The sequence below is a fragment of the Streptomyces sp. NPDC036813 genome (assembly GCF_055609245.1).
Genome location: NZ_JBVJPV010000027.1, coordinates 20,680 through 43,719 on the forward strand (window position 1 = coordinate 20,680; position 23,040 = coordinate 43,719).

Consider the following 23,040-nt stretch of genomic DNA (forward strand, 5'->3'; position numbering starts at 1 on the left):
GCACTCTCACCGGTTGCTGCCATTACGGAACGCTACACGCGTTCGGTGTGAGTGAACAGTCGATGGAGTCGGGGTGCCTGACGAAGGCCGAGAGAACGACATTTTCTCGTAACGACCCGTTGACACCACCCACACCGGTGTTCAGTATGGACGCACAAGTTCAGTGAGACTGAACAAGGGTATTTCTTCAGGTGCGCGAGCCGCCCCCTCGGGAGATCGGCCGTCGGCCGTTTCCAGAGCCGCAGACCTGACGCGGAGGGGACCGCCGACGACGCTTCGCCGGTGCACCAAAACTGGGAGTTGATCATGGCTGGGACGATGCGTGCTGCGGTGTACCACGGTGTGCGTGACATCCGCGTCGAGGATGTGCCGGTACCTACCCCGCGAGACGGAGAGGCCCTGATCGCGGTGCGACGCAACGGCATCTGCGGCACCGACGCCACGGAGTGGGCCAAGGGCCCGGTGATGGTTCCGCTCGCGGAACGGCACCCGGCGAGCGGCCATGTGGGACCCATGATCCCGGGCCACGAGTTCGTAGGTGAGGTGGTGGACGTCCGCGGAGACGTGACCCTGCGCGTGGGAGACGTCGTCGCCTCGGGCGCCGGCGTGTGGTGCGGCGCTTGTGACCGCTGCGCACAGGGGCGGACCAATGTCTGCCGCCGCTACTACACATTGGGGCTCAACGCCCACGGCGGTCTCGCCGAGTATGTCGCGGCCCCTGCGCACACGCTGCGCGTGGTTCCCGAGGGGGTGTCCCTCGATCACGCCGGCATGGCGCAGCCGCTGGCGGTGGGACTTCACGCCGCCCGTCGTGCGGGCGTGCATGACAGGGACCGCGTCGTGGTGATCGGCGCCGGCGCGATCGGAACGTTCGTCCTCGCCGGCCTGCAGCACCTGCACACGGCGGATGTGACGGTCATCGACCTGCCGGGCCCAAAACTGGCACGGGCGCTGACACTCGGCGCAACACGCACCCTCTCCGCCCACGACGACGTCGTCGCGATGGTGCTGGAGGCGACGGCTGGTGTGGGCGCCGATGTCGTGATCGAGGCCAGCGGAGTCCCGGGGCAGTACGAGAATGCCCTTGCGATGGTCGCCACCGGGGGGCGAATCCTGGCCGTCGGTCTGCCCAGGGAGAAACCGGCCCTGGACATGTTCACCCTGACTCTCCGCGAGATCACCATCGACTCAACGGTCGCCCACGTCTGCGACGAAGACCTGCGGCCGGCGCTAGAGATTCTCGCCACCGGACCGCTGGGAAGTCTCCTCCTCGAGGAGGTGATCCCCCTCGACAGGCTGGTGGATTCCGGCCTGGCGCGCCTGGCGAACGGATCGGTCGACGGAAAGATCCTGGTGGAGCCCACAGCGCACAGCTGATGGGCTGATACGCCTGCCCCGCCGCGGGTCTCGTGTCTCCTCCGCGCCCCGGACCGAGCGGACCAGCGGTGCCTCCTTGCCGATCAGGCCGGATGGCTTGTGGAAATCGGCGCCCTTCCGGATCGCCGCATGCAGCGATCGATGGCTCATCAACAGAAAGGCTGCACGGGATGTTTGAGTACTTCCCCGGAAACTACGTATGGAATCTGTCCCTCAATCTGGCCCTGAGTACGGGGGCCGTCGTCGACGAGGTGGACGAGGCATGTCGGCCCCTGCTCACCGCCGACTCCGAAGAAGCGTCGACGGAGCAGTTCTTCGAGTCGTGGTGCGGTGTGGCTCAGCGTCTGGCCGGCCTCGCCGATGCCGACGCGGCCGCGGGGCGCGGTTACTCGGCGGCCGCACGGTACCGACGCGCTGCGGTGTACTTCCTGACCGCCGAGCGCATGCAGAAGCACGGCTACGCCCCCCGCGCCCAGGCATACAAGTCGGGCCTGGACTGCTTCCGCAAGGCGGTCACCCTGGGCGAGGAGAACTGCGAGTTCGTCGAGGTGCCCTACAAGGACGATCAGGGTGATCGCTCGTTGCCGGGCCTGCTCGTGAAGGCGCGGACGGGCGGCAGGAGCCCCTTCATCGTCTTCTTCAACGGACTCGACTCGACCAAGGAAATGGTCTACGGGACCGGCATCGCCCAGGAGCTGGCCCGGCGCGGAGTGTCGACCCTCATCATCGACCAGCCGGGCTCCGGTGAATCCCTCCGCCTGCGGAGCATGACCGGATTCGCGGAGAGCGAGCGTTACGGCACGGCCTGTGTGGACTACCTCGAGACCCGCGCCGACTGCGACCCGGCGCGCATCGGCGTCGCAGCCTGGTCCCTCGGCGGATACTACGCACCCCGCGCGGCCGCCTTCGAGCCCCGCTTCAGCCTGTGCGTCGCCTGGGGAGCCATCTACGACTGGGCGGAACTGCAGCGCCGGCGCCTGCAGCAGGACAACACGCACGCTGCCGAGAAGTCGGTTCCGCACTTCGTCGAACACCTGCTGTGGGTGTTCGGCAAGGACTCGGCGGACGACTTTCTGAAGTTCGCTGACACGATGAGCCTGGTGGAGGTCAGCGACCGCATCCGCGTGCCGTTCCTCGTCGTTCACGGGGTGAACGATCGCCAGATCCCCGTCGACATGGCGCGCAAGCAGTACGACGCCGCCGTCAACAGCCCGCGGCGAGAGCTGAAGATCATGACCGAGATGGACGGCGGCGTCGAGCACGTCGCGGCGGACAACATTTCGCCGACCACCAGCTACATCGCGGACTGGATCGCCGACGTGTACGGGACCGTCCCGGCGCAGCGCTGATGCCCTCGGCCACCTGACGGCTTCCGAACCTCCTCGCGCTCGAGTAGCAGACGTCGCGCTGTCCGTATGCCCCTTGCGGTGAGGAAGCAGTGCCTCTCCCTACCTCCACGCTCACCCTTCCCCCCTGCAACCAACGGAGCTGCGATGACGAGCAGCCAACCGGCCCGGAGGTCCCCGAACACGCAACCTGAGCGGGATACCTGCAACATGCGCGGGTGTGCAAGAGGGCGGACATCGCTGCTCGAACCTCGACCTCGCTCCCCTCATCACCGACCGGGAGGTTCGGTGCCCGACATGCAACGCAATGGAGAAACTCCGTGCTGATCGGAATCGCAGGTCTCGGGCGGATGGGCCGCCCGATGGCCACTCATTTGGCACAGGCCGGATACACGGTCCTCGGCCATGATCCGGGCCTGGACCAGGCCCCGGAAGGCGTCGAGCTCGTGAGGTCGACGGCCGAGCTCGCCAAGACGCCGCTGACAATCAGCATGCTGCCGGACGGGGCGACGACCCGGGACCTGGTCCTGAACGGTCTGACCAACGCCGCACCGGACCACCTGCACGTGGTGATGGGGACCGTCGGACCCGAACTGGTACGGGAGTTGGCCGAAACCGCGGCGGTGCACGTCCTCGACGCCCCGGTGTCGGGGAGCGTGTCCATGGCGGAGACCGCGACGCTGACCACGATGGTCGGCGGTAGCCCGGAGCAGTTCGAGCGGGTCCGCCCCTTCCTCGCGGCGATGACTGCGGCACAGTTCCACTGCGGGCCCGTCGGCGCCGGCTCGGCGGCGAAACTCGCCGTCAACGCCGTGCTCGCCGCACTGAGCCAGGGCGTCGCCGAAGGGCTGCTCATCGCGGAGGCAGGCGGCCTCGACCTCACGTCCTTCTACGGCGTGCTGCGCAACAGCGCGGCCGGCGCGCCGTACGTCGGCTACAAGGAGGAGGCGTTCCTCTCGCCGGACACCGCGGGCGTAGCAGCCCCGGTGTCCCTGATCCGCAAGGACCTCGGCCTGGCGCTCGACCTGGCCCGGACGCGCCGGCTCAGCCTGCCTGCCTCCGAAGCTGCCTTCGCCGTCCTCGACTACGCGGTGGAGACCGGGCTCGGCCAGGAGGACATGGCCCGGGTCCTCACCGCTCTGCGGCTGCGCAACGGTTCGCGCGGCGCGTGAAAGAAAGTTAGGAAAGAGAAGATTCCGTGACTGCCGACAGCACCTCCACGACCGAGGCTGAGGCCACGATCCGCGACCTCGAAGACGCCCGCTACGCCGCAGTGATAGCGGGCGACGTCGACGCCTTCGCCGATCTCGCCCATCCAGACCTCGCGTATACCCACTCCAACGCGCAGGTGGACTCGCTCGACTCGTACCGGGACAAGCTCCGGTCGGGCTTCTACGTGTACCACCACATTGACCACCCTGTGGACCGGATCATCGTGCATGGAGACGTCGCCGTGGTCATCGGCGAGATGCACGCCGACATCACCGCGGGCGGGGTGCGCAAGACGCTGGCGAATCGGTGCATGGCCGTCTGGGTGCGCGAGAAGGGCACCTGGCTGCTCCTGGGGTACCAGCCCACCGTCCTTCCGGAGGAAGTCCGATGACCACCTTCACCTATGACGCCCTGCCCGCACGCGTGGTCTTCGGCCGCGGGATCGCGAGCACCCAGTTGCTCGCTGAGGTCGACGCGTTCGGCGCGCAGCGAATCCTGCTGATCGCCGGTGAGTCCGAGACCGCACTCGCCCGCGAGCTGTGTGTCCCGTTTGCCGACCGCGTCACGGCTACCTTCTCCGGCATCCGCCCGCACGTCCCGGTCGAGGTCGCCGAGAGCGCCCGTGAGGCGGCAGCCGATGCCGACCTGGTGCTGTGCGTGGGCGGCGGGTCGACGACGGGCATGGCCAAGGCCGTAGCGCTGACCACGGGACTGCCGATCGTGGCTGTACCCACCACCTACGCGGGATCCGAGGTCACCCCGGTGTGGGGCCTGACGCAGGGGAGCCGCAAAACCACCGGCACGGACCCGAAGGTGCTCCCGCGCACCGTTGTGTACGACCCCGACCTCACCCTGACCCTGCCGGCCGCGCTTTCGGTGGCCAGCGGCCTCAACGCCATGGCTCACTGCGTCGAGGCTTTCTGGGCACCTCGGCGCAACCCTGTGTCGAGCGCCGTCGCCGAGGACGGCATCCGCCACCTCGCGGCGGGGCTGCCGGCCGTCGCCACAGATCCGGAGGACGGCGGGGCGCGCGCCGATCTGCTGCTCGGCGCCTACCTCGCCGGATCGGCGTTCGCCGTTGCCGGGTCCGGGCTGCATCACAAGATCTGCCACGTCCTCGGCGGGGCTTTCGACCTGCCTCACGCCGAGACCCATGCGATCGTGCTGCCTTACGTCCTGGCCTTCAACGTCCCGAACGCACCCCGGGCTGCCACCCGCATCGCGGCCGCGCTCGGCAAGGACGACGCCGTCCAGGGGCTTCACGAGCTCGGCCACAAGCTCGGCATCCCCGCCGGTCTGCGCGAGCTCGGACTGGCCAGGAGCGACGTGGACGCCGTCCTCGACGACATCCTCGCGCTCGCGCCCGCCGACAATCCGAGCCCTGTCACAGCCGGGGACCTGAGAACGCTGCTGCAAGCCGCGTGGGCCGGGACGGCTCCCACCGGGGAGGACGCATGAGCACCGAGCACACAGCGGTCGCCGCGCGGGAACAGGCCGTGACCGACGAGGTTCTCGCCAGCTTCGACAAAGCGGCGGATCCGCGGCTCCGAGAGGTGATGCAGAGCCTGGTCCGGCACCTGCACGCCTTCGCGCGGGAGGTCCGGCTCAGCGAGCCGGAGTGGGAACGGGCGATCGATTTCCTTACCCGCGCGGGGCACATCACCGACGACTGTCGCCAGGAGTTCATTCTCCTGTCCGACGTCCTGGGTCTGTCCATGCTCACGGTCGCGATCAACGAGCCGAAGGCGCCCGGGGCGACGGAGGCGACCGTTTTCGGGCCGTTCTACGTCGACGACGCTCCGGAGGTCCCGCTCGGGGGTGACATCGCGCGCGGAGCGGTGGGCACACCGTGCTACGTCTCGGGTCAGGTGCGGTCAGTGGACGGCAGCCCGCTCGGCGGTGCACTGCTGCACGTCTGGGGAGCCGACGAGGACGGCTTCTACGACGTGCAGTACGGCGCCGACCACTCCGCGGGCCGCGGCTGGCTGCGGGTGGCCGCGGACGGCTCGTACCGGTTCTGGACGGTCCTGCCGACGCCGTACCCGATCCCGCATGACGGCCCCGTCGGTGATCTCCTCAAGGCCGCGGGTCGTGGGCCCATGCGCCCGGCGCACCTCCACTTCAAGGTCGTTGCGCCGGGCCGCCGGACCCTGATCACCCACATTTTCGTGGCCGGAGATCCTCACCTCGGTGACGACGCCGTGTTCGGAGTGAAGGACAGCCTTGTCGTCGAGGCCGAGCACCACGCAGCCGGCCCGGCCCCCGACGGAGCGCACCAGCAGGGGCCGTGGACGAGCATGAAGTTCGATCTTGTTCTCGTCCCCGACGAGGACCACTGATCGGCTGGGGTCTCTCGAGCCGTAACCGAAGTGTCGAGGACGCTCCGCTGCGCGTAGACGGCTGAGTCAAGCGGAGCGTCCTCAGCGTCACGATCGTGTGCCGATGGCCGGTCTGACGACCAGGCCCGAACAGAGCTCCTGTCCGCGAGCCCAGAGGGCTTCCGATCGATTGCTGCACCGCGCGCCCACCGACTTCGAGCGCGCCAGGAACGGGTGTTGCCGGGTCCCCGGCCCCCGATGCGTCCCGGCAGGGACTTCTCACTCTCACGCGACACGCAGATCAGTGCTGCCCGGATGCGCCGGCAGCCCGACCCGGAGGTGCAAGCATGCGACGTACTCGTTGGATAGTGCTCGGCGGGTGTTTCCTCGCCTATTTGTTCGATGCCCTGGAGATCGTCCTCCTGTCCCTGACGCTCCCGGAGATCCGGCAGGACATGAACCTGACCGCCACCCAGGGAGGACTCCTCGCCACCGCCACCCTGCTGGGCATCGGAGTCAGCAGCGTTCTCGGCGGTTATGTGGCGGACAACTTCGGCCGCAAGAAAGCGCTGGTCGGGTCCCTCGTCACGTTCGGCGCGTTCACGGCCGCCCTCGCCGTCGTGCCAAACTTCACCGTCTTCCTGATCCTGCGGTTCCTCGCCGGCACAGGTCTCGGCTCCGTGTGGAGCGTCGTGTCGGCCTACGTCGTCGAGACATGGCCCGTCAAGAGCCGCGGCCGCGCCGCGGCCTTCGTGATCAGTGCGTTTCCGGCAGGCGGCATCATCGCGTCTGTTCTCTCGAAGATGCTCCTGCCGGACTGGCGACTGCTGTTCCTCGTCGCCGGTGCCGCCGTGATCGTCCCCGCCGCGATCGTCCTGGTCTGGTTCCGGGAATCCGCCGACTGGGCGGAGAAGGCTGATCAGGCCACCGCGTCCGTCTGGGCGGGCGACGTACTGAGAGGACCGCTGCGCCGCACGACACTGCTCGGCACTCTGATGGCGGCGCTGGTCCTCACCGGCTACTGGGGGGCGATGACCTGGCTGCCGACCTACCTGACCACCGAGCGCGGTCTGCCGTTGGAGTCCATGACCTGGTTCGTGACGATACTGAACGTCGGCATCTTCATCGGCTACAACGTCTTCGGCCTGCTCGCGGACCGGATCGGCCGACGTGCGACCATCATCCTCACTCTCATCGGCACGGTCGCGACCCTGCCCGTCTATGCCCTCACCACCCACGACACGACCCTGCTGTGGCTCGGCCCGCTGTTCGGCGCCTTCACGGCGTTCTTCGCGGTCTTCGGCTCCTACCTCGGCGAACTGTTTCCGACCCGGGCCCGCGCCACCGGCGCGGGGTTCTGCTTCAACATCGGCCGTGGCGTATCCGCGTTCGCCCCCTTCGCGCTGGCAGGTCTTGCGGGCTCGATCGGCTTCAGCGGCGGCCTGATGGTCTGCGCCGGATTCTTCGCCCTGGGTGCCGTGGTTGCGCTGCTGCTGCCGCGCACCGGTGACCACGCGGCAGAGCCGACCCTCGAGCCCGAGGCCATGGCAACGGTCCGGCCGAGCGCCTGACCGCCTCTCCGGTACGCCGTACGGGCGGCAGGACACCGTCGCACCGTGTCAGGCCCTGCGGGACCGCCGCAGGGCCTCCGCCCTGACTCCGCCACCCCCTGCCCTATAAGGGAGCGTTTACCCAGGTTCGCCGGGCCGTTCGGAGCTATTGTGGGAGAGCCGCGTCGCCCGGCAGGAGGTGAGATGGCCACGGCCAACAGCCACCCGGCAAGTGACGTCGCGATGTCGCGAGCCGCACGGCTGCGCCTACTGGAGGCCCACGGAACCGCAGGACCAGCGCCGCTGACGCTCGCCGCTCAGCAGGCGATGGCGGGCCTGGGCGGCCTGGGCGGACTCGTCCACTTGTGCGATGTCGTTCACGGCGAGCTGCGTCTGACCGCGGCCGGCGGCCTGGGGCCGGGCCTCACCACGGCCTGGGCGACGCTACGGGGCGACGAGGAGGCGCCACCCGCCCGCGCCACTCGTTCAGGCTCAGTCGTCTGGTCCCCCGACTCCATGGGAACCGGCGCCACTGGCACGGCCTCGGTCCCCCTACTAGGCCCCGACGGACCGATCGGCGCGCTGTCGGTGCTCACAACCGGGAACGGCTCACCGGATCCGGAACAGTGGTCGTTCCTCGCTGCGGTGGCCGCCTGGGCCGCCCAACAGGCCCCGCACCCCAGTAATGCGACCGACCCGTGGTCGCGAGCGGCCGTCGGCGCCCGGGGTGGGGAGGACGCCGAGCTACGGATGGGCGAACTCACCGTGACGCTCGCTGAAGCCGTCACCTCCCTGGACGTGGTGCGGGCGGTACAGGAACATCTCCTGCCGCCTTTCGGCGCCGACGGGATGCTGGTCGAGGTCATCGACCGCAACCGTTTGCACATCCTTGGCTCTACCGGCTACTCGCAAGACTTCCTGGCCGAGATCGAGGGGGTCCCCCTCACCACCCACACCGCGGCGACTACCGTCCTGCGCACGCGGACGCCCGCATTCGCAGAGTCGCCAGCCGAATTCCTCCGGCTCTTCCCTCCACTGGACAGCCTCGTGGCCGCATCGGCCAAGCGAGCCTGGGCGGTGCTGCCCCTCATCGCCTCCGGCCGCGCCATCGGATGCTGCGTTATCTCGTTCGCCAGGGAGCGCTCTTTCAGCGACGAGCAGCGCACGCTGCTGACCGCTCTCAGCGGCCTGGTCGCACAAGCACTGGAGCGGGCCCGTCTCTACGATGCGGAACACGCCCGCGCCCAGGAACTCCAGCGCGGCCTTCTGCCCCGTGCGCTGCCCACCCTGCCCTCCATCTCGGCCGGCGTCCGCTACCTCCCCGCTGGGCAGAGCGACGAGGTGGGCGGTGACTGGTACGACATCATCCACTTGTCCAGCGACCGGGTGGCTCTGGTCGTCGGCGACGTCATGGGACACGGCGTCACCGAAGCGGTCACCATGGCCCGTCTGCGCACCGCGGTCCGCACCCTCGCCGATCTCGATATCCCGCCGGACGAGCTCTTCGCTCACCTCGGCGACCTCGTCCGCGGTCTCGGCGACGACTCGTACGCCACCTGTCTTTACGCCGAGTACGACCCCGTCACACGAATCTGTACCTTCTCATCGGCCGGGCACCCCCCGCCGATCGTCCTCCACCCCGACGGCACTATCGTGCGCCCCGAAGCGACCGTCGACCCACCACTGGGTGCCGCCGAACCGCCGTTCGCCACTCACGAACTGCATCTGCCCGACGGTAGCCTGCTCGTGCTCTGCACCGACGGCCTCGTCGAATCCGCCACAAGAGACATCGACCAGGGCCTGAACCTGCTGGAGCGGTCCGCGTCCCGCGCCGTGGCCCAGGCTCTTCCCTCCGAGGCGCGCCGGGAAGGCGAGCTCGGACCCGCTCTGGACCAGCTGTGCGACGTCGTCGTGTCGGACCTGCTGCCTGATCGTGAGCGCACCGACGACGACGCGGTCCTGCTCGTCGTCCACACCTGCGGCATCCCCGACGGTGACGTCGTCTCCTTCGCCCTTCCCGACGATCCCCGGGCCGCTGGAGATGCACGGCGGCACGTCCGGGAGCAACTGGGCCTGTGGGGGCTGACCGATCTGGAGATGACCACGGAGCTCGTGGTCAGTGAGCTGATCGGCAACGTGATCCGGCATGCGAGCGGCCCCGTCCGGCTGCGTATGCTGCGCGGAACCTCCCTGATCTGCGAGGTGTACGACAGCAGTGCCACCACCCCGCGCATCCGGCGTGCGGCCTCCACCGACGAGGGCGGACGAGGTCTGCAGCTCGTGGCGGCCGTGTCCCGGCGCTGGGGCACGCGCTTCCTGCCCGAGGGCAAGTGCATCTGGTCCGAACAGCCGCTCACCGCCTGACGGGGAGTCAGCGCCCGGCGCTGAAGGCGAATTCCACCCAGTTGGAGAATTCAATGGCCAGGTGCCGACGGTGTTCGGAGAGGATGCGCGGGAGGGTCGTACGGGGAAACTCGACGCACAGGTGGGCGTGGAAGCCTCCTGATACGTCCCGAAACTCGTGGCGCACGCCGCCGATGTGCAGGCCCTTTCCGCTGATGGCGATGCCCGCCGTCTCGGCGTCGGTGGTGGGGTCGGAGTGCGTGGTGAGCGTGGAGAGGTCGGTGTAGTCGATGAGGAAGCGGGTCGGCAGGGGGCTGCCACCGGTGGTCTCAATCACTTCCTGCCGCCCGTCGGGCAGGGCCTGGATGAGGAAGTGGTCGGGGTGCGCCGCGGTCATGGAGCGGATGTAGTCGTCCCGGGAGGTGTCCTCGAACCACTGGACGAGCCCGGCCGCGCTGCCTCCAGTCACCTGGAGCTCGCACACGGATGTGGCACGCCCGCCGCGGGAGATCCGGGCGGTGGTGTTCGCTACGACGTCGCCGACGCGAAGGTCGCGACGCAGGCGGCGTTTGATCTCGTCGGCGCCCAGGGCGAGCTTGCCGTCGGCGAACGCCGCACGCTGCCGAGCGAGGTCCCCGGACGGCACTGGGAGGCCGATCTTCGAGGCCGCCGCGGGCAGGCGTTCGGCCTCCCACGCCAGCACCTGGTCGCGGCTGAATCGGCGGCCGCCGATGATCACCTGCATGGTGGGCGATGCACTGCTCATGGTGTTGCTCCGTTCCTGTGAGGTGAGCTTCGATGGTGGTGCGTTGCCGTGCCGTTTCAGTCGTCGGCCGTCGACGACGCGGCACGGCCGGGCATCGAGGCGGCCCGGATGCCCTGACGGCTCAGCGCGAGCTCGACGGAGCGGTCGACGAGACGGTCGTCGAGCGGCCGGCCCGTGACGAGGAGCCGGAAGTACGCGGGTGCGGCGAGATCCTCGATCAGCTCGTACGGGTCGGTGTCCGGGGCGAGTTCACCGCGCTCGACAGCACGGGCCACGATCGCGGCGGCGCCGGCGAACCGCGCCTCCCAAAAGGTCTCCTTGGCCGCCACCACGTCGTCGTCGTCCGCCGCGAGTGACACGACGGTAAGGATCACCCGCCGGACCTCGGGCCGTTCGACAAGCGCGACGACCTGGCCGAGCAGTGCACGCAGGTCCCCTTCGAGCGTGCCGGTATCCGGTATCGGGTTCCCGGTCCTCGCAAGCTCGGACAACGCGTCGGCAGCCAGGTGCGCCTTGCTCGGCCAGCGGCGGTAGACAGTGGTCTCCGCGACCCGGGCCGCTGCGGCCACACGGGCAATCGTGAGGTGCTCGTAACCCTCGTGGAGCAGCACCTCCGCGGTGGCGCGGAGCACGTTCTCACGGTTGCGGGCAGTGCGCCCGCCGGGGCGGCGCTGCACGGACTTCTCGGTCATGGATTCCTTCGCGCCACGGTGAACGGCCGACGGTCGAATGCCGCCCCGGGCTTCTTAGTGCAGCACTTCTTGCATTAGAGTACGGCATGCAAGCTCACCCAGCAGCAGGGCGACAGGCACGGAACTGACTCCTCCGCGCCGCGAAGCCCTTCCCGGCGGTCCAGTTGACAGCGGCGTGGGATCCGCAATTCGGCGACGGCTCTGGTGGAGCCCATCGCCGCCGGGCCCCCTTCGCACGTCACCGCCTGTCCCGGGCCGTCAGTCGACGGCCGACGGTCCGCTCACCTCGCGTACACACCACGCCAGGGTGACTGACGCGGGCGACCTGTCCCCACCCGGTGACAGCGCCACGTACGGATCCTCGACGCGGACTGAAGCACAAGAGGCCGCACCCGCACCTCGGCGGAGTGCGCGCACAGATCCTCTGACCCGCACATGCCCCCCGTACGCGTCGCCGGCGGAGCACCGGTTCTCGCTCCCTCCCCGTGCGGCCACCCTCAACGGCCGGAGACCTCCGTGCACCCACCCTTCGTATCGACTGTCCACGGCGGCCAGCCGCCGTCACCCGCCCTGCGGCGGGCCGTCCATCGCGTCCAATGCGTATTCCTCGTCGTCAACGCGGTTCCCCTCGCGGCCGGCCTCCTCCTCTTCCCCTTCACGACGGTCGCTTCGGTGCGCGTGACCGGAGACCTCACCCTGTGCATGGTCTGGGGCATCGCGCAATGCGGCCTCTTCGCCGCCAGCGCTTGGTGGTACGAGAACCGGTCGGCGCGCGTGTGCGACCCCCTGGAGGATGCCCCGGCATCCGACGTCCCTCGGGCCGGGACAGCCTGGCCCTCCGCCGCCCGCGACAGGCAGGGGTGGTGACGTGGTGTCTCTTGGACTTCTCAGCTCGGGTGCGGTCGATTCCTTCGGCGCCTCGGTGCGACAACCGGTGATCATCTCCCTCCTCGTCTTCATCGGCTGCGCTCTGCTGTGGCTCGTCGTGCTCATCTCCGACCGGGATAGCCCGGACGAGGTCTACGTCGCGGACCGATCGCTCTCACCCGTCGTCAATGGGTTCGCGATGGCGGGCGAGTTCATCACGGCTGTCAGCCTGCTGGCGGTCCCCGGTGCCATCGCGTTGTTCGGCTACGACGGATTCGCCGCCGCCGTCGACGCGCTGCTCGGCCTGGGGGTCGCGCTCCTACTCGCCCAGAGGATCCGCAACAGCGGCTGCTACACCCTGGGCGGCCTCTTCGGGCTCCGCGCACGAGGGCCGGCTCCCCGAACGGCAGCTGCCCTGGTGACGCTGGCCATCACCCTTCCCCTGCTCCTGATCCAGCTCAGGGCTGCCGGCATCACCGTGTCTCTGGTGATCGGGGCCTCCACTGAACACGTCCAGGTCATCTGCACGATCATGATCGGGTGTCTCATAGCGTGCTTTGCCGCGGTGGCGGAGCTGAGAGGCACCACGTTCATGCAGGTCGTCAAGGTGCCCCTCACCCTGGTCACGCTGACGATGATCGCTCTGCTTGCGCTCAGGAAGTTCGGCTGGGATCCCGGAAACCTGCTCTCGGCCGCGGCGAACGCAAGCCTGGCGCCGGACGACTACCTCAGCCCGGGGATGTGGCCGTACGAGACGAGCTTCGGAGCGCTCAACGACGTGGGCGCGCACCTGGTCGTGATCCTCGGCACGGCCATGGCGCCGCACCTAATCCTGCGGATCAGCGCATCCCGGAGCGGGCGGTCGGCACGACGGTCCATGGGCATAGCCGCGGTTCTGTCCACCGCTTTCGTCGCACTCCTGCTCACGGCAGGACTCGCCTCGACGGCCGTGGTGGGCAGCAGGACGATCGGAGCGGTCGACGGCAATGGGCAGTCGGCCCTGGTGCTGCTGGCTTCGGAACTGCTTCACGACGCCTCGACGGCGCGCGTCGTGCTCGTCACCGCCATCTCGTGCGTCGCCTTCCTCGCCGTGCTCACCGCGGTGAGCAGCGTGACGTTCGCCGCCGCCGTCTCCCTGGCCCACGACGTTTTCGCCCGGTACCGGCGCCGTCGTACCGACGAGGGCGAAGTCCGCGTCCTGCGCCTGGCTGTTGTCGGCCTGTGCTTTCTCGGTCTTTCGCTGTCCGCCGCCACGTACCGGTACCAGGTGGAGTTCCTGATCACCTTCGCCATGAGCGTGGCCGCCTCATGCGTCTTCCCGGTCCTGATCTGCACCTTCTTCTGGCGCAGATTCAACCGGCGCGGGCTGCTGTGGACCGTCTACGGGGGACTACTGCTCTGCCTCGTGCTGATGTTCTTCTCGTCCAGCGTCTCCGGGAGCGCGTACGCGCTGTGGCCGGAAGAGAACTTCGACTGGTATCCGTTCCAGACTCCCGGCCTGGTCGCCGTGCCGGTCGCCTTCCTGCTCGGATGGGTCGGTAGTGTCACCTCTCCGCGGGACTCCGGAAACGTCACGGCGGGCGACCACTCCTTCCTGACGGAAAGGCAGCCCGGGCCGACTGCTGCGGCTCCCGGGCAGTAGCCGCCGTGCGCTCGCAACGCCCAGAAAGGGACGACCACATGGTCCGTTCCCCCAACACTCCGGAGGACTTTCGCACGGATGAGGAACTGCTGCACTATCGGGTCCGTTGAAACCGCGATGAAACCCTCGCGCGGATCGAGCTGGCGAGCCCCGGCACGCGCAACGCACCGGACGGCGACATGGCCCTCGGCCTCCGCGCGGAGGCCGCCCGGCTCGTTGTGGGCGCCGCCGACGGCAGCCTCCGCGTAGCCGTACTGACCGCTCAGGGGACGGTGTTCAGCGTAGGCGGTGACCTGCGCTGGTTCGCCGACACCCCCGACCCCTCGGAGCGGAGCCGAGATGGCGGCTCTCCTGCACGAGACCCTGCACACGCTCACCTGGCTTCCGCTGCCCGTTGTGAGCGTGGTGCCCGGGACCGTCGCCGGCGGAGGTCTCGGCATCGCGCTCGGCGCGGACATCGTGCTGGCCGGCAGTGCCGCCAAGCTGCGAGCACGTACACCGCGGCGGGCCTGTCCCCGAACTGCGGGGTCTCCTGGCTGCTGGGCCACCGCATCGGGCTGGCTCGGGCGCTGGACTTGGCCCTCACCACCGCGTCGTCACGGCCGCGGAACTCCGGGAGTGAGGCCTGGTCAGCCGCGTGGTGGAGCAGGAGTTCCTGACCGACGAGGCAGTGGAAGCGCGGTACATGTACTCGCGAGCAGCTCCGTGCGGGCGCTCGCCGCGACCAGACGACTGCTGCGCTAGGCCGGAGAACCGTCGACGGCCTTCGCGGTCCGTCTCGGGACGAACGCGCGGCACCCTTTGACGCCGAGGTGGTGCGGGCGCTGGGCCCGGCGGACGTGGCGGCGCTGCGGGCACTGGACGCGCGGCTCGCGGAGGAATTTCGCTGCCTCGGCCAATCTGCCCGCCCTCACTGCGCACCAGCGCGCTCGCCACAAAGCCTGCGCGAGCCCGGAGCCGGTGCGGGCTCTTCGAAGCGCCGCCGCGTTCCACGGGGGTCTGCAGCGGCTCGCGGCGACCCCGCCTGACACCACACCGCGCGCTATCGCCGGCGCCGGTTCGCTGGAGTCGGTCCGTCGGCGTCGGTTATGCCTATGTCGGGCCCCGAATCCTCAGACGTATTGCAGCCTGGTCTGCAGCCTCCTGTGTTTCCTGCGCTCCTGATTCGCCGACGCCGCTGGGGAGGTCGGACGGCCTCATCGCGGTCGCGGTGGCGGCTGCCGGGCCGTAGACCGGAAGTATGCTGCGGCCGCCGGTGGAACCGATGCTGGCGCAGGCCCGTGACACGGTGCCTGCGCCCGGCGCGCTGCCCGGCCGTCTGGTGTTCCAGCCGAAGTTCGACGGTTCTCCAGACGCTTCGTATGTGTCTCAGAAGACCTGCGAGGCAGGTCGAGGCGTACGGGTAGCTCCGAGACCGTCGTTAGAACGGTGGTACGACGTCTGGCCCGGTCGCTACGTCTGATCGGTGATTTCCTCACTGCGAACCGTAGTACAGCCGGAGGAACTCCTCCATCGCCGCGTCGACGCCGGCACGGTCACCGGTGGCGAGCAGGTCGAGCAGCAGACCGCGGACGGTGGCGAGTCCCAGCCTGGCCCGGTTCCGGGCCAGGGCAGGGTCCGCTCCCGCCGCGACCTCGGCGGTTACGAGCGGCTCCAGCCAGTCCGTCACGAGCCCTTCGAGGACCGGGGCGGCCTCGGGGCGGCCGCGCAGTGCGTGCCCGCAGATTTCGAAGAAGAGCCGCTCCTGACCGGCCAGCTGAGGGGCCGTGAGCTGCCGCCACAGCAGCCGCGCGACATCGGCGGGCGAGAGACCGGGCTCCAGGCGGAGCCGGGACAGCGCGTCGCGCTGGCGTCGCTCCGACGTCCGGACGATCTCAACGAGCAGCTGTTCCTTGGAGCCGAAGTAGTGGATCAGCATGCGGTGGCTGACGCCGATCGCCGCGCCCAGCCTGCGCAGGCTCAGGTCCGCGATGCCGTGTGCCGCGACGTGGTCGACAGCCGCCTCCACCAGTTGTGCGCGCCGATCCCCGTGCGCGCCTTGCTCGGCCTCGCCCTCGGGATGCGGGTCATCGATGGTCACCACGTCACGACTGTACCAATCGGTACATGGCGCATGTACCGTGTGGTACATGAAGTCTGTCACCGTGTCGATCGACGTACCTCAGACTCCCGAGCAGGTCTACGGCTTCCTCGACGTCATGGCGAACCACGAGCGGTTCACCGACCACTACCTGACCAACTGGCGCTACACGGGCCCCGCCAGGGGCATCGGATCGTGCGCCACGGTCACCGCCGCGCTGGGCGGCACGAAGACCGATGTCACTATCAAGGTCATCGAGGCCGTTGCGCCGCGGCGCATCGTCGAACGCAACGTCAGCGCGGCCGGTCGGCGACTGGCTCACGGCACCTACGCCATCGAACCGCTGCGAACCGGTGGGACACACATCTCGTTCACGTACACGTGGGTGCACGCCCCTCTCGCCGACCGGCTGCTGGCCCCCGTCGTGCGGACCCTGATGCGGCGCGCCAACCGCACGGTCATGCGACGCCTGTCCACCGAGTTGGCTCGCCACGCGTCCGCCGCCGAATCCTGACGGCGGTACATGCCGCCCCTTCTCCCCGGCGCAGGCCTGACATCACGGGGCCTGCCCTCGGGCACGGACCCTGCAGCGACGCGAGCGGATCGGCAGCACTGGCTGAGGCCACAACAGAGGCCGGGCACGTCGATTCCTAATGCGGTTCGTCAAGCGGCGAGAGCGGTGAAGCGTGCGCGTCAAGTCGACCCCCTTGGGGGTTACCTGAGCTCAGGTGTTCGGTCAGACTCGGCTCATGGGAGATGGCGCCCGATGGTCGCTGGACGATGCCTGGGAATGGCAGATGCAATGCGCGCGAGCCCATGATGCGTGGGTGCGTAGAACGCTCGCCTCGTGGGTGCCTCCTGTTGAGGAGGAGCTGGTGCTGGCCGCCCGGGCGACCCCGTTGTGCCAGTGGTATCCATCCACCAGTCACAACTACCTCCGGTTCTCGGACGGTCCTCCACCCTGGGCGCCCAGTGGGCGCGACGATGTGAGATATCTGCCGGGATGTATCTCCTTCGCGAAGGAGGGGGCGGTTCGCCGCGACGGCGCGGGCCCGGGGCGGACCGGCCGTCACAGCCCCCGGGGGCCCGCTGTATGGAGTTGCTCGTTCAACGACCAGGCGGCCGCCGTCTGCCGCCCTCCTCACGACTTCAAGATCAGCGGGCAGGGCCCGGCAGCGTGCGCGGCGGCGATGACGAGGCTGTAGTCCACGGTCGCGGTCGCGGCTCGCCAGCTATCCGTTGACCGCCAGGATCGCGGTGATGAGGTCGCCGCCGCTCTCTCTCAAGGCCCTGACCGCCTTCCCTCTTGACGCACCGGTCTGCCCCATGACCAATTCGATGTCCTTGGGGTCAACCCCGGTCTCGTCGACGGTGTCCTCGATGGTGTCGTCGTCAGGCTCAGGAACGTCATCGAAATCTTCTGGCATGAAGTCCTCCAAGGAGCGAAGAAGTACCGCTCAGCCCTTCCACTGCTCAGGCACCGTGAAACAGGTGCCCCACGCCGTCACGGTGGCGTTCGCCAGCCACTCTGCGTGAGAGCTTCCAGTCGGCCGCCGTGGGCCGTGGGACATCGGTACCGGCCCCGTCGTCCTCGCCCAGTTCCGGCGCGCCCAGGACGGCCACGGGATGATCTTGGTTACTGGGCGAGGTTGCTGACGCGGTTCACGTACTCGCGGCGGGCCTTGCGCTGGGCAGGGACGGCAGGGACACCGCAGGCTACGAATGATCACCCGCAGGTGTGGGGCGCTGCACTGCAGAAGGAGCCGTGTATTCGCCCTGAGGGACGCTCGCGGCCCGGGCAGATCGCCTGCCGAGCAGTGCTCAGGGCCTCGACTCGGACGACCATGTCGGTCACCTCGACCGACTCCACCAACACGTTCTCCAGCGAGGAGAACAGTGACTCTTCGAGTTGCGGCCGTGCTTTGTTCACGGGGCAGCACTGTTGACCATGCCGCATCCTGGCCGGGAGATTTTCGGGCGAACCCAACCGCCGTCACAAGAAGATCGACAGTCACACTGCGTACGCGACCACACGAAGTGGAGAACACCGCCGCGTCTCGCCGTGTGTATGACGCGATCGCTCCCACCATCGACCGGATCAAGGCCGTCAGCGGCCCGAAGTACCCCAGTTCAGATGCGACGCAGGAGGCGAGACCCCGACGAGGGCAAGCGGAACACCGATCAGGACCAACGCGGCGAGCAGCCTCCGGCCACGCCCCGGTTCCGTCCCATATGTCGTGCGCGTTGCCATACGGATCCCCACCCCTGGCTGGAAAAGGTCAAAACCTCGCCAGGGTAGAGGACCCGAGATCATCCGGCCCACCCATATCCTGGGGCGGCGACAAGGGCCACAGTTCCTGTTCCGCTGACGCTCGCGCGGGAGCCCGCCGTCGGCGGGTCACGGCTGACGGGTGAGGGAGGCCAGTGTTGTGGGGCGGACGGCGTCGGCTGCGGCAGAGCCGCGTAGCAGTGCGTTCAGGTCGTGGGGCTGCGCCGGCTCGGTGGTCGTGGCCGCCGCCGTGATGCGGTCGAGCCGGAAACCCCGTCCGGCCCGGCGCGTGCGGCACCAGGCGATGAGGTACCACCGGCCGTCGGCGGTGAGCAGCCCGGCCGGTTCCACCACACGCTCGCTGTGGCGTCCGGCCGCGTCGGCGTAGGACAGCCGCAGGACCGTGCCCGCGGTCAGAGCCTGTTCCACCGCGGTCCGGACGGCGGTGTCGGCCGGCGACGGCAGCGTGACGATCCGATCGGCGAGATGCCGAGCCGCCGTCGCGGCAGGGCCGGTCATCGAGGCCGCGATCTTCTGCGCCGCCGTGCGGGCTGCACCGGCGTACGGCGCGCGGGCGTCGGCCGCGGCGAGCGCGGCGGCCAGCGCCGCGGCCTCGTCGGCGGTGAGGTGGACCGGGGGCAGGGTCATCCGCGGGTCGATCGACCAGCCGCCGCCCCTACCGGGCGTGGTGCGTACTGGCACCCCGGACTCCATGAGCGCCTGCAGGTCGCGCTGCACCGTGCGCGCGCTCACCTCGAACCGCGCGGCGAGCGCGGAGACCGTCACCGGTCTCGGTGCTGCCGCGCGCAACTCCTCGACCAGGGCGTAGAGCCGGGCGGTGCGGTTCATACGGCTGACGCTACCGCCCCGCAGCAACCAGGAAGTCGTGCTGGCGGCGCTGTTCGCGCTCGGTGACGGTCAGCGGGAACAGGGTGAAGCCGTGCATCGCCCCAGCGACGACACCCAGCCGTACCGGAGCGCCCGCCGCCCGCCACCGCTCGGCCAGGAACAGCGAGTCGTCCAGCAGCGGGTCCTCGGTCCCGACGACGATCCGGGCGGGCGGCATACCCGTGAGGTCGGCGAACAGCGGGGAGATCTCAGGGTTCCGGCGCTGTTCCGCGGTCAGGCCCGGGGTGAAGAGCTCATAGGTCCATCGCAGCGAGTCGGTGTTGCTCAGCAGCCGCCTGGAACCGAAGGATCGCTGACTCGGCGTCATGGACAGGTCGTAGGGGCCGAACAGCAGGTGGGCTGCCCGGAAGGCGCCGGTGATGCCGTGCCGGTCGCGCAGGCGCAGCAGCGTCAGGACGCTGAGGTGGGCACCGGCCGACTCGCCGCCGATCAGCAGCCGTTCCGTGCCGAACTCGTCCGTGGCATGCCGCACCAGCCAGCGGGCGGCGGCTGCGCAGTCGTCGGGGGCGGCGGGGAAGGGGTGTTCCGGCGCGAGCCGGTAGTCCACGCTCACCACGGCCAGCCGTGCCCGCCGGGCGAGCAGCCACAGCCTCTCGTCCTGCCCGTCCGCGGACCCGAACATCCAGCCGCCGCCGTGGAAGTGCAAGTACACCCCGTCGACGTGGTCCGGGACGAAGACCCGGACCTTCACCCCGTCGTCCACGGACCGGTCCCGGCCGTACGGCAGTCTCAGCGGTGGCGTGTCACCACCGAGCCGGTTGCGCCGCAGGGCGGCCAACATCGCGGCCTCCGGTACTCCTTCGCGGGCCGGCCGGCTCGCGGCACCCGCCTCGAACTGCTCGTTGAACGCCAGTGTCTCGGTGCGGCAGTCCTCGTCCGTGATCATCATGCCGCCAGGCTCGCAGCCGCCCGCGACAACGTCCTGTCACCGTTTTCCGGAGAGCTGCGTCACACTGTGGTCGCTCCCCGGGAATTCCGGCCGCGCACCGTGCGACGCCCCCTCCCGCAGGCCGACGTCGCGCCACTCGCTGGGTGCGCCGCGTCGCTGCCGCCGCCCGGTTCGTTGCTGATCTCGCAGCCGGACGCTGACCAGTTGGTGCTGGAGGCCCGCGTGATGGCCGCACTGGCCTGGCGCCGGATTACCACTGTGCACCCGTAGGGAATCGAATACGTGGACCCGCGCACCGACCGCATCCTGATCCGCTTCGAGGCCGACCCGGTCGAGCGGCGCGACCCGGACGAGACCCAGGCCCTGGATGACCTGGCCCGGGGCGCGCTGCGGGCCGCTATGGAGGCGGCCCGGAAGAACGGCAACGGCCAGAAGACGACAAAAGAAGCCGCGGGCCGTCACGATGGTGCGGCGCGACGGGCGCGAGCCCATGGGCCTCGGAGCGACGATCGGCGCGCTGGTTACGGAGCGTTCCTGGGAAGGGCTCCCGGCCGTCGGCGCGACGCTGCGAGAGCCTCTCTGCACCTTACGATGGCCCATCCAACCCACCAACAGAGTAGGCCTGCTGACAGACGATCAAGGCTAGTGATCACTGTGCTGTCTGTCAGCCGAATCGCACCTCATCCCACTGTGCAGGCGACGACCTGCTTGATGGGGCCGGGTGTCGGGGACGAGAGCATCTTCGAGGCTGAGCACGCGGACGAGCCCGAGGTGGAGACCATCCTAGGTTTCAGGCCGACCCATGCCGTCAATGTCAGCGCCGGCTGCAAGCGCGAGATCGACCACGTGGCCACGGCCCTGCTGACCGCCGCTGTCATGGACGTCATCGGGGGCGTGGTCAAAGCCGAACTCCTGGCGCTCGGCGGCCAGGACGTCGCAGTGGCGGGCGTTGACGTTGCGCCAGCGGAGGCAACACCGTCGCCGGATTCCTCTACCTGCCCCTCGTCGCCTGGGGCCACTCCTGGGCGCCGTCACCATCGACTACCACCGTCGGCGTCGTGCAGCAGGAGCGTGACCGGGCCCGTACCGCCCGCTCCGGCCACGGTCGATGCCGCCACACTGGGCGTACGGCGCGCTGTGCACGTCCGCGTGTACGTGGCTGTGCAAATAAGCCTGTACCTCGACACGGGCTACGGTGCCCTCGTGACAAGCGTGACGAGGCGCCCTCTCCTCTTCCTGGACGTGGACGGTCCGCTCATACCGTTCGGATCGTCGTCCGATCACCCGCAGCCCCCTGCGGTCTCCTCCACAGCGTTCCCCGATCAAGGGAATCCGCTGCTGACGCGGCTCGATCCCGGGATCGGATCGCGTCTCATGGCCCTGGGCTGCGATCTCGTGTGGGCAACGACCTGGCTGGAAGAGGCCAACGAGGTGGTCTCCCCACGCATCGGACTGCCAAGGCTGCCGGTGGTGGACTGGCCGGCCCCCTGCTCAGACCAAGGACCGCGCGGCCTGCACTGGAAGACCCGCCCTCTTGTCGAGTGGGCTGGTGGCCGGCCGTTCATCTGGGTCGACGACGAGATCAACGCCATGGACCGTCTGTGGGTCGACGCTAGCCACCCTGGACCATCACTGCTTCACCGAGTCGACCCAGTCAAGGGCCTCGTGGAAGCCGACCTCTCCGTGGTCGCCGACTGGATCCGTGCCGTCACGCCAGGCTGAGCACCGCTGAACAAGTTCGTTCTCGCCCTGGTCCGGCGGGGGCTCGCCTCGTGCACCGCTCCCGCACCCGACCGCCGGTTGCCGTCGCTGTCCGCTGCCGTTGATGTCACTCGTGGATGTCAGCCGCAGCGCGGTGACCTCGCCAGTCAGGCGCCTGAGTGGCCCCAACCCTCAGCCACACGGGAAGCTGAGGACACCGAGAACGGGACCGCACCCTGAGCCTTCACAGGCGCCACCCGTCGCTCACGACAGATAAACCTGTGCTCCTACCCGGCGGCATCACTGCGGCGGAGATCCGGGCCAGGCACCTCAGGCGCTGGGGTGGGAGCCGTAGGCAGACGCTCCGATCCGAAGGTTGGCTATTGGGCTTGCTCGCCGGCGTGAGTGAAAGATCAGCAAGCCGTACACCGAGGAACCGCCCGAGGACGTGGAAGACCTCGTTGACACGCTCGCCTGACTTCGATGCCGTTCCGTCGCGTCAGCACAAGGTGCAGGTCGACCGCCTTTACCGACGAACACGGGACTGCCGGGACTCAACCTGATGGTTATGGGTCTGCGCGTGCCCAAGCATGCGCGCCCGCGAGTCGCGAGTTTGCACGGACAGTGCTGAACGAAACGACTCCCACGTTGAGTCCCGTCAGTCCCTTGCTTACTGCGCCAGCGCCGGATGACCTGCAGCTTCTCAGCAGGACCACCAGCCAGACGGAACGAGATCCGGGGTCGAGCCCGCCGCAATTCAGGGCCCGCCGGGCCGGGACACCGAGGGACCGACGGGACTGATACTTCAAAGCTCTCGGCGGGCCGGCCGCACCACCGCAGGCTCATGATGCCGCTGTCGTCGGCCCAAGTAGTGAAAGCCCGCGCCTTGCGTTCCTGCAGGCCGGCGAGGAGCTCCAAGGCAGGCTCGGCGCGCTGAAACGGCGGGCCCGGCGTGGTGGCGCCTGGGCGGTGGCCCACGCCGTGAATGCAGTGTCTGGCGCTGTTCACCAGATTCGATTCTGGCTCACCTTCCGTGGAGGGCCACGCTGAGTGACGAAGAGACTCCCTACCTGTTCGCC

General features: G+C 69.1%; 18 protein-coding genes and 2 pseudogenes. 14 read left to right on the plus strand and 6 right to left on the minus strand.

What is annotated here, in order from left to right; translation table 11 throughout:
- Positions 1-306: 306 nt before the first annotated feature.
- The 8 genes from ACZ67Q_RS37080 (at position 307) to ACZ67Q_RS37115 (ending at position 10,167) form a co-directional block, all read left to right on the plus strand.
- Positions 307-1,377 carry a zinc-dependent alcohol dehydrogenase gene (locus ACZ67Q_RS37080; protein ID WP_471191288.1) on the plus strand — a complete coding sequence of 357 codons (1,071 nt, stop codon included), beginning with the start codon at positions 307-309 and terminating at the stop codon, positions 1,375-1,377.
- 170 nt (positions 1,378-1,547) lie between these two features.
- Positions 1,548-2,726, plus strand: coding sequence for an alpha/beta hydrolase family protein (locus tag ACZ67Q_RS37085; protein WP_471191291.1), 1,179 nt, complete (start codon positions 1,548-1,550; stop codon positions 2,724-2,726).
- Positions 2,727-3,043: 317 nt separating this feature from the next.
- Positions 3,044-3,895, plus strand: a complete 852-nt coding sequence (locus ACZ67Q_RS37090; protein WP_471191294.1) for an NAD(P)-dependent oxidoreductase — start codon at positions 3,044-3,046, stop codon at positions 3,893-3,895.
- 26 nt (positions 3,896-3,921) lie between these two features.
- Positions 3,922-4,326, plus strand: a complete 405-nt coding sequence (locus ACZ67Q_RS37095; RefSeq protein WP_471191297.1) for a nuclear transport factor 2 family protein — start codon at positions 3,922-3,924, stop codon at positions 4,324-4,326.
- Positions 4,323-5,393: a maleylacetate reductase gene (locus ACZ67Q_RS37100; RefSeq protein WP_471191300.1), complete on the plus strand. Its 1,071-nt coding sequence runs from the start codon at positions 4,323-4,325 to the stop codon at positions 5,391-5,393. Before ACZ67Q_RS37095 ends, ACZ67Q_RS37100 begins: the two co-directional genes overlap by 4 nt.
- On the plus strand, positions 5,390-6,274 hold the full coding sequence (locus ACZ67Q_RS37105; protein ID WP_471191303.1) for a dioxygenase family protein: 885 nt from the start codon (positions 5,390-5,392) through the stop codon (positions 6,272-6,274). Before ACZ67Q_RS37100 ends, ACZ67Q_RS37105 begins: the two co-directional genes overlap by 4 nt.
- Before the next feature lie 326 nt (positions 6,275-6,600).
- Entirely contained in the window at positions 6,601-7,824 is a 1,224-nt protein-coding gene (locus ACZ67Q_RS37110) for an MFS transporter (RefSeq protein ID WP_471191306.1), read from the plus strand.
- A 183-nt stretch (positions 7,825-8,007) separates the two neighbouring features.
- Positions 8,008-10,167, plus strand: a complete 2,160-nt coding sequence (locus tag ACZ67Q_RS37115) for an ATP-binding SpoIIE family protein phosphatase (RefSeq protein ID WP_471191309.1) — start codon at positions 8,008-8,010, stop codon at positions 10,165-10,167.
- Between the two features lie 7 nt (positions 10,168-10,174).
- On the opposite strand, the gene ACZ67Q_RS37120 is transcribed toward ACZ67Q_RS37115, so the two are convergent.
- Positions 10,175-10,912, minus strand: a complete 738-nt coding sequence (locus tag ACZ67Q_RS37120) for a hypothetical protein (protein ID WP_471191312.1) — start codon at positions 10,910-10,912, stop codon at positions 10,175-10,177.
- Between the two features lie 56 nt (positions 10,913-10,968).
- Positions 10,969-11,604, minus strand: a complete 636-nt coding sequence (locus ACZ67Q_RS37125) for a TetR-like C-terminal domain-containing protein (protein ID WP_471191315.1) — start codon at positions 11,602-11,604, stop codon at positions 10,969-10,971.
- Positions 11,605-12,475: 871 nt separating this feature from the next.
- Here ACZ67Q_RS37125 and ACZ67Q_RS37130 point away from each other — a divergent pair.
- The 3 genes and pseudogenes from ACZ67Q_RS37130 to ACZ67Q_RS37140 form a co-directional block, all read left to right on the plus strand.
- Positions 12,476-14,113, plus strand: coding sequence for a sodium:solute symporter family transporter (locus ACZ67Q_RS37130; RefSeq protein ID WP_471191318.1), 1,638 nt, complete (start codon positions 12,476-12,478; stop codon positions 14,111-14,113).
- A 339-nt stretch (positions 14,114-14,452) separates the two neighbouring features.
- Positions 14,453-14,857 (plus strand): hypothetical protein, encoded by a 405-nt coding sequence (locus ACZ67Q_RS37135; protein ID WP_471191321.1) that lies wholly within the window; start codon positions 14,453-14,455, stop codon positions 14,855-14,857.
- 38 nt (positions 14,858-14,895) lie between these two features.
- Positions 14,896-15,141: pseudogene (locus tag ACZ67Q_RS37140) on the plus strand (hypothetical protein); the annotation flags it as partial.
- A gap of 446 nt (positions 15,142-15,587) precedes the next feature.
- On the opposite strand, the gene ACZ67Q_RS37145 reads toward ACZ67Q_RS37140, so the two are convergent.
- The gene (locus tag ACZ67Q_RS37145; RefSeq protein WP_471191324.1) at positions 15,588-16,196 is read right to left on the minus strand and encodes a TetR/AcrR family transcriptional regulator; all 609 of its coding nucleotides are present in this window, start codon (positions 16,194-16,196) and stop codon (positions 15,588-15,590) included.
- 46 nt (positions 16,197-16,242) lie between these two features.
- Here ACZ67Q_RS37145 and ACZ67Q_RS37150 point away from each other — a divergent pair, with 46 nt between their 5' ends.
- The gene (locus ACZ67Q_RS37150) at positions 16,243-16,707 is read left to right on the plus strand and encodes an SRPBCC family protein (protein ID WP_471191327.1); all 465 of its coding nucleotides are present in this window, start codon (positions 16,243-16,245) and stop codon (positions 16,705-16,707) included.
- Positions 16,708-17,425: 718 nt separating this feature from the next.
- On the opposite strand, the gene ACZ67Q_RS37155 is transcribed toward ACZ67Q_RS37150, so the two are convergent.
- From ACZ67Q_RS37155 to ACZ67Q_RS37165, 3 genes are all read right to left on the minus strand, one after another.
- Positions 17,426-17,632: a UBA domain-containing protein gene (locus ACZ67Q_RS37155; RefSeq protein ID WP_471191330.1), complete on the minus strand. Its 207-nt coding sequence runs from the start codon at positions 17,630-17,632 to the stop codon at positions 17,426-17,428.
- Positions 17,633-18,591: 959 nt separating this feature from the next.
- The gene (locus ACZ67Q_RS37160; RefSeq protein ID WP_471191333.1) at positions 18,592-19,311 is read right to left on the minus strand and encodes a helix-turn-helix transcriptional regulator; all 720 of its coding nucleotides are present in this window, start codon (positions 19,309-19,311) and stop codon (positions 18,592-18,594) included.
- A 10-nt stretch (positions 19,312-19,321) separates the two neighbouring features.
- Positions 19,322-20,260, minus strand: coding sequence for an alpha/beta hydrolase (locus tag ACZ67Q_RS37165; RefSeq protein ID WP_471191336.1), 939 nt, complete (start codon positions 20,258-20,260; stop codon positions 19,322-19,324).
- Between the two features lie 591 nt (positions 20,261-20,851).
- Between ACZ67Q_RS37165 and ACZ67Q_RS37170 the strand changes: the two are divergent.
- A pseudogene (locus ACZ67Q_RS37170) lies at positions 20,852-21,151 on the plus strand (DUF6368 family protein); the annotation flags it as partial.
- 312 nt (positions 21,152-21,463) lie between these two features.
- Positions 21,464-21,982 carry an HAD domain-containing protein gene (locus tag ACZ67Q_RS37175; protein WP_471191455.1) on the plus strand — a complete coding sequence of 173 codons (519 nt, stop codon included), beginning with the start codon at positions 21,464-21,466 and terminating at the stop codon, positions 21,980-21,982.
- Positions 21,983-23,040 lie beyond the last annotated feature (1,058 nt).

What these genes read in the sequence shown, in the direction of transcription:
- ACZ67Q_RS37115 (WP_471191309.1), top strand. Translation starts at nt 8,008, where the DNA reads ATGGCCACGGCCAACAGCCACCCGGCAAGTGACGTCGCGATGTCGCGA.
- ACZ67Q_RS37165 (WP_471191336.1), bottom strand. Translation starts at nt 20,260, where the DNA reads ATGATGATCACGGACGAGGACTGCCGCACCGAGACACTGGCGTTCAAC.
- ACZ67Q_RS37080 (WP_471191288.1), top strand. Translation starts at nt 307, where the DNA reads ATGGCTGGGACGATGCGTGCTGCGGTGTACCACGGTGTGCGTGACATC.
- ACZ67Q_RS37150 (WP_471191327.1), top strand. Translation starts at nt 16,243, where the DNA reads ATGAAGTCTGTCACCGTGTCGATCGACGTACCTCAGACTCCCGAGCAG.
- ACZ67Q_RS37160 (WP_471191333.1), bottom strand. Translation starts at nt 19,311, where the DNA reads ATGAACCGCACCGCCCGGCTCTACGCCCTGGTCGAGGAGTTGCGCGCG.
- ACZ67Q_RS37135 (WP_471191321.1), top strand. Translation starts at nt 14,453, where the DNA reads ATGGCGGCTCTCCTGCACGAGACCCTGCACACGCTCACCTGGCTTCCG.
- ACZ67Q_RS37110 (WP_471191306.1), top strand. Translation starts at nt 6,601, where the DNA reads ATGCGACGTACTCGTTGGATAGTGCTCGGCGGGTGTTTCCTCGCCTAT.
- ACZ67Q_RS37125 (WP_471191315.1), bottom strand. Translation starts at nt 11,604, where the DNA reads ATGACCGAGAAGTCCGTGCAGCGCCGCCCCGGCGGGCGCACTGCCCGC.
- ACZ67Q_RS37085 (WP_471191291.1), top strand. Translation starts at nt 1,548, where the DNA reads ATGTTTGAGTACTTCCCCGGAAACTACGTATGGAATCTGTCCCTCAAT.
- ACZ67Q_RS37105 (WP_471191303.1), top strand. Translation starts at nt 5,390, where the DNA reads ATGAGCACCGAGCACACAGCGGTCGCCGCGCGGGAACAGGCCGTGACC.
- ACZ67Q_RS37100 (WP_471191300.1), top strand. Translation starts at nt 4,323, where the DNA reads ATGACCACCTTCACCTATGACGCCCTGCCCGCACGCGTGGTCTTCGGC.
- ACZ67Q_RS37120 (WP_471191312.1), bottom strand. Translation starts at nt 10,912, where the DNA reads ATGAGCAGTGCATCGCCCACCATGCAGGTGATCATCGGCGGCCGCCGA.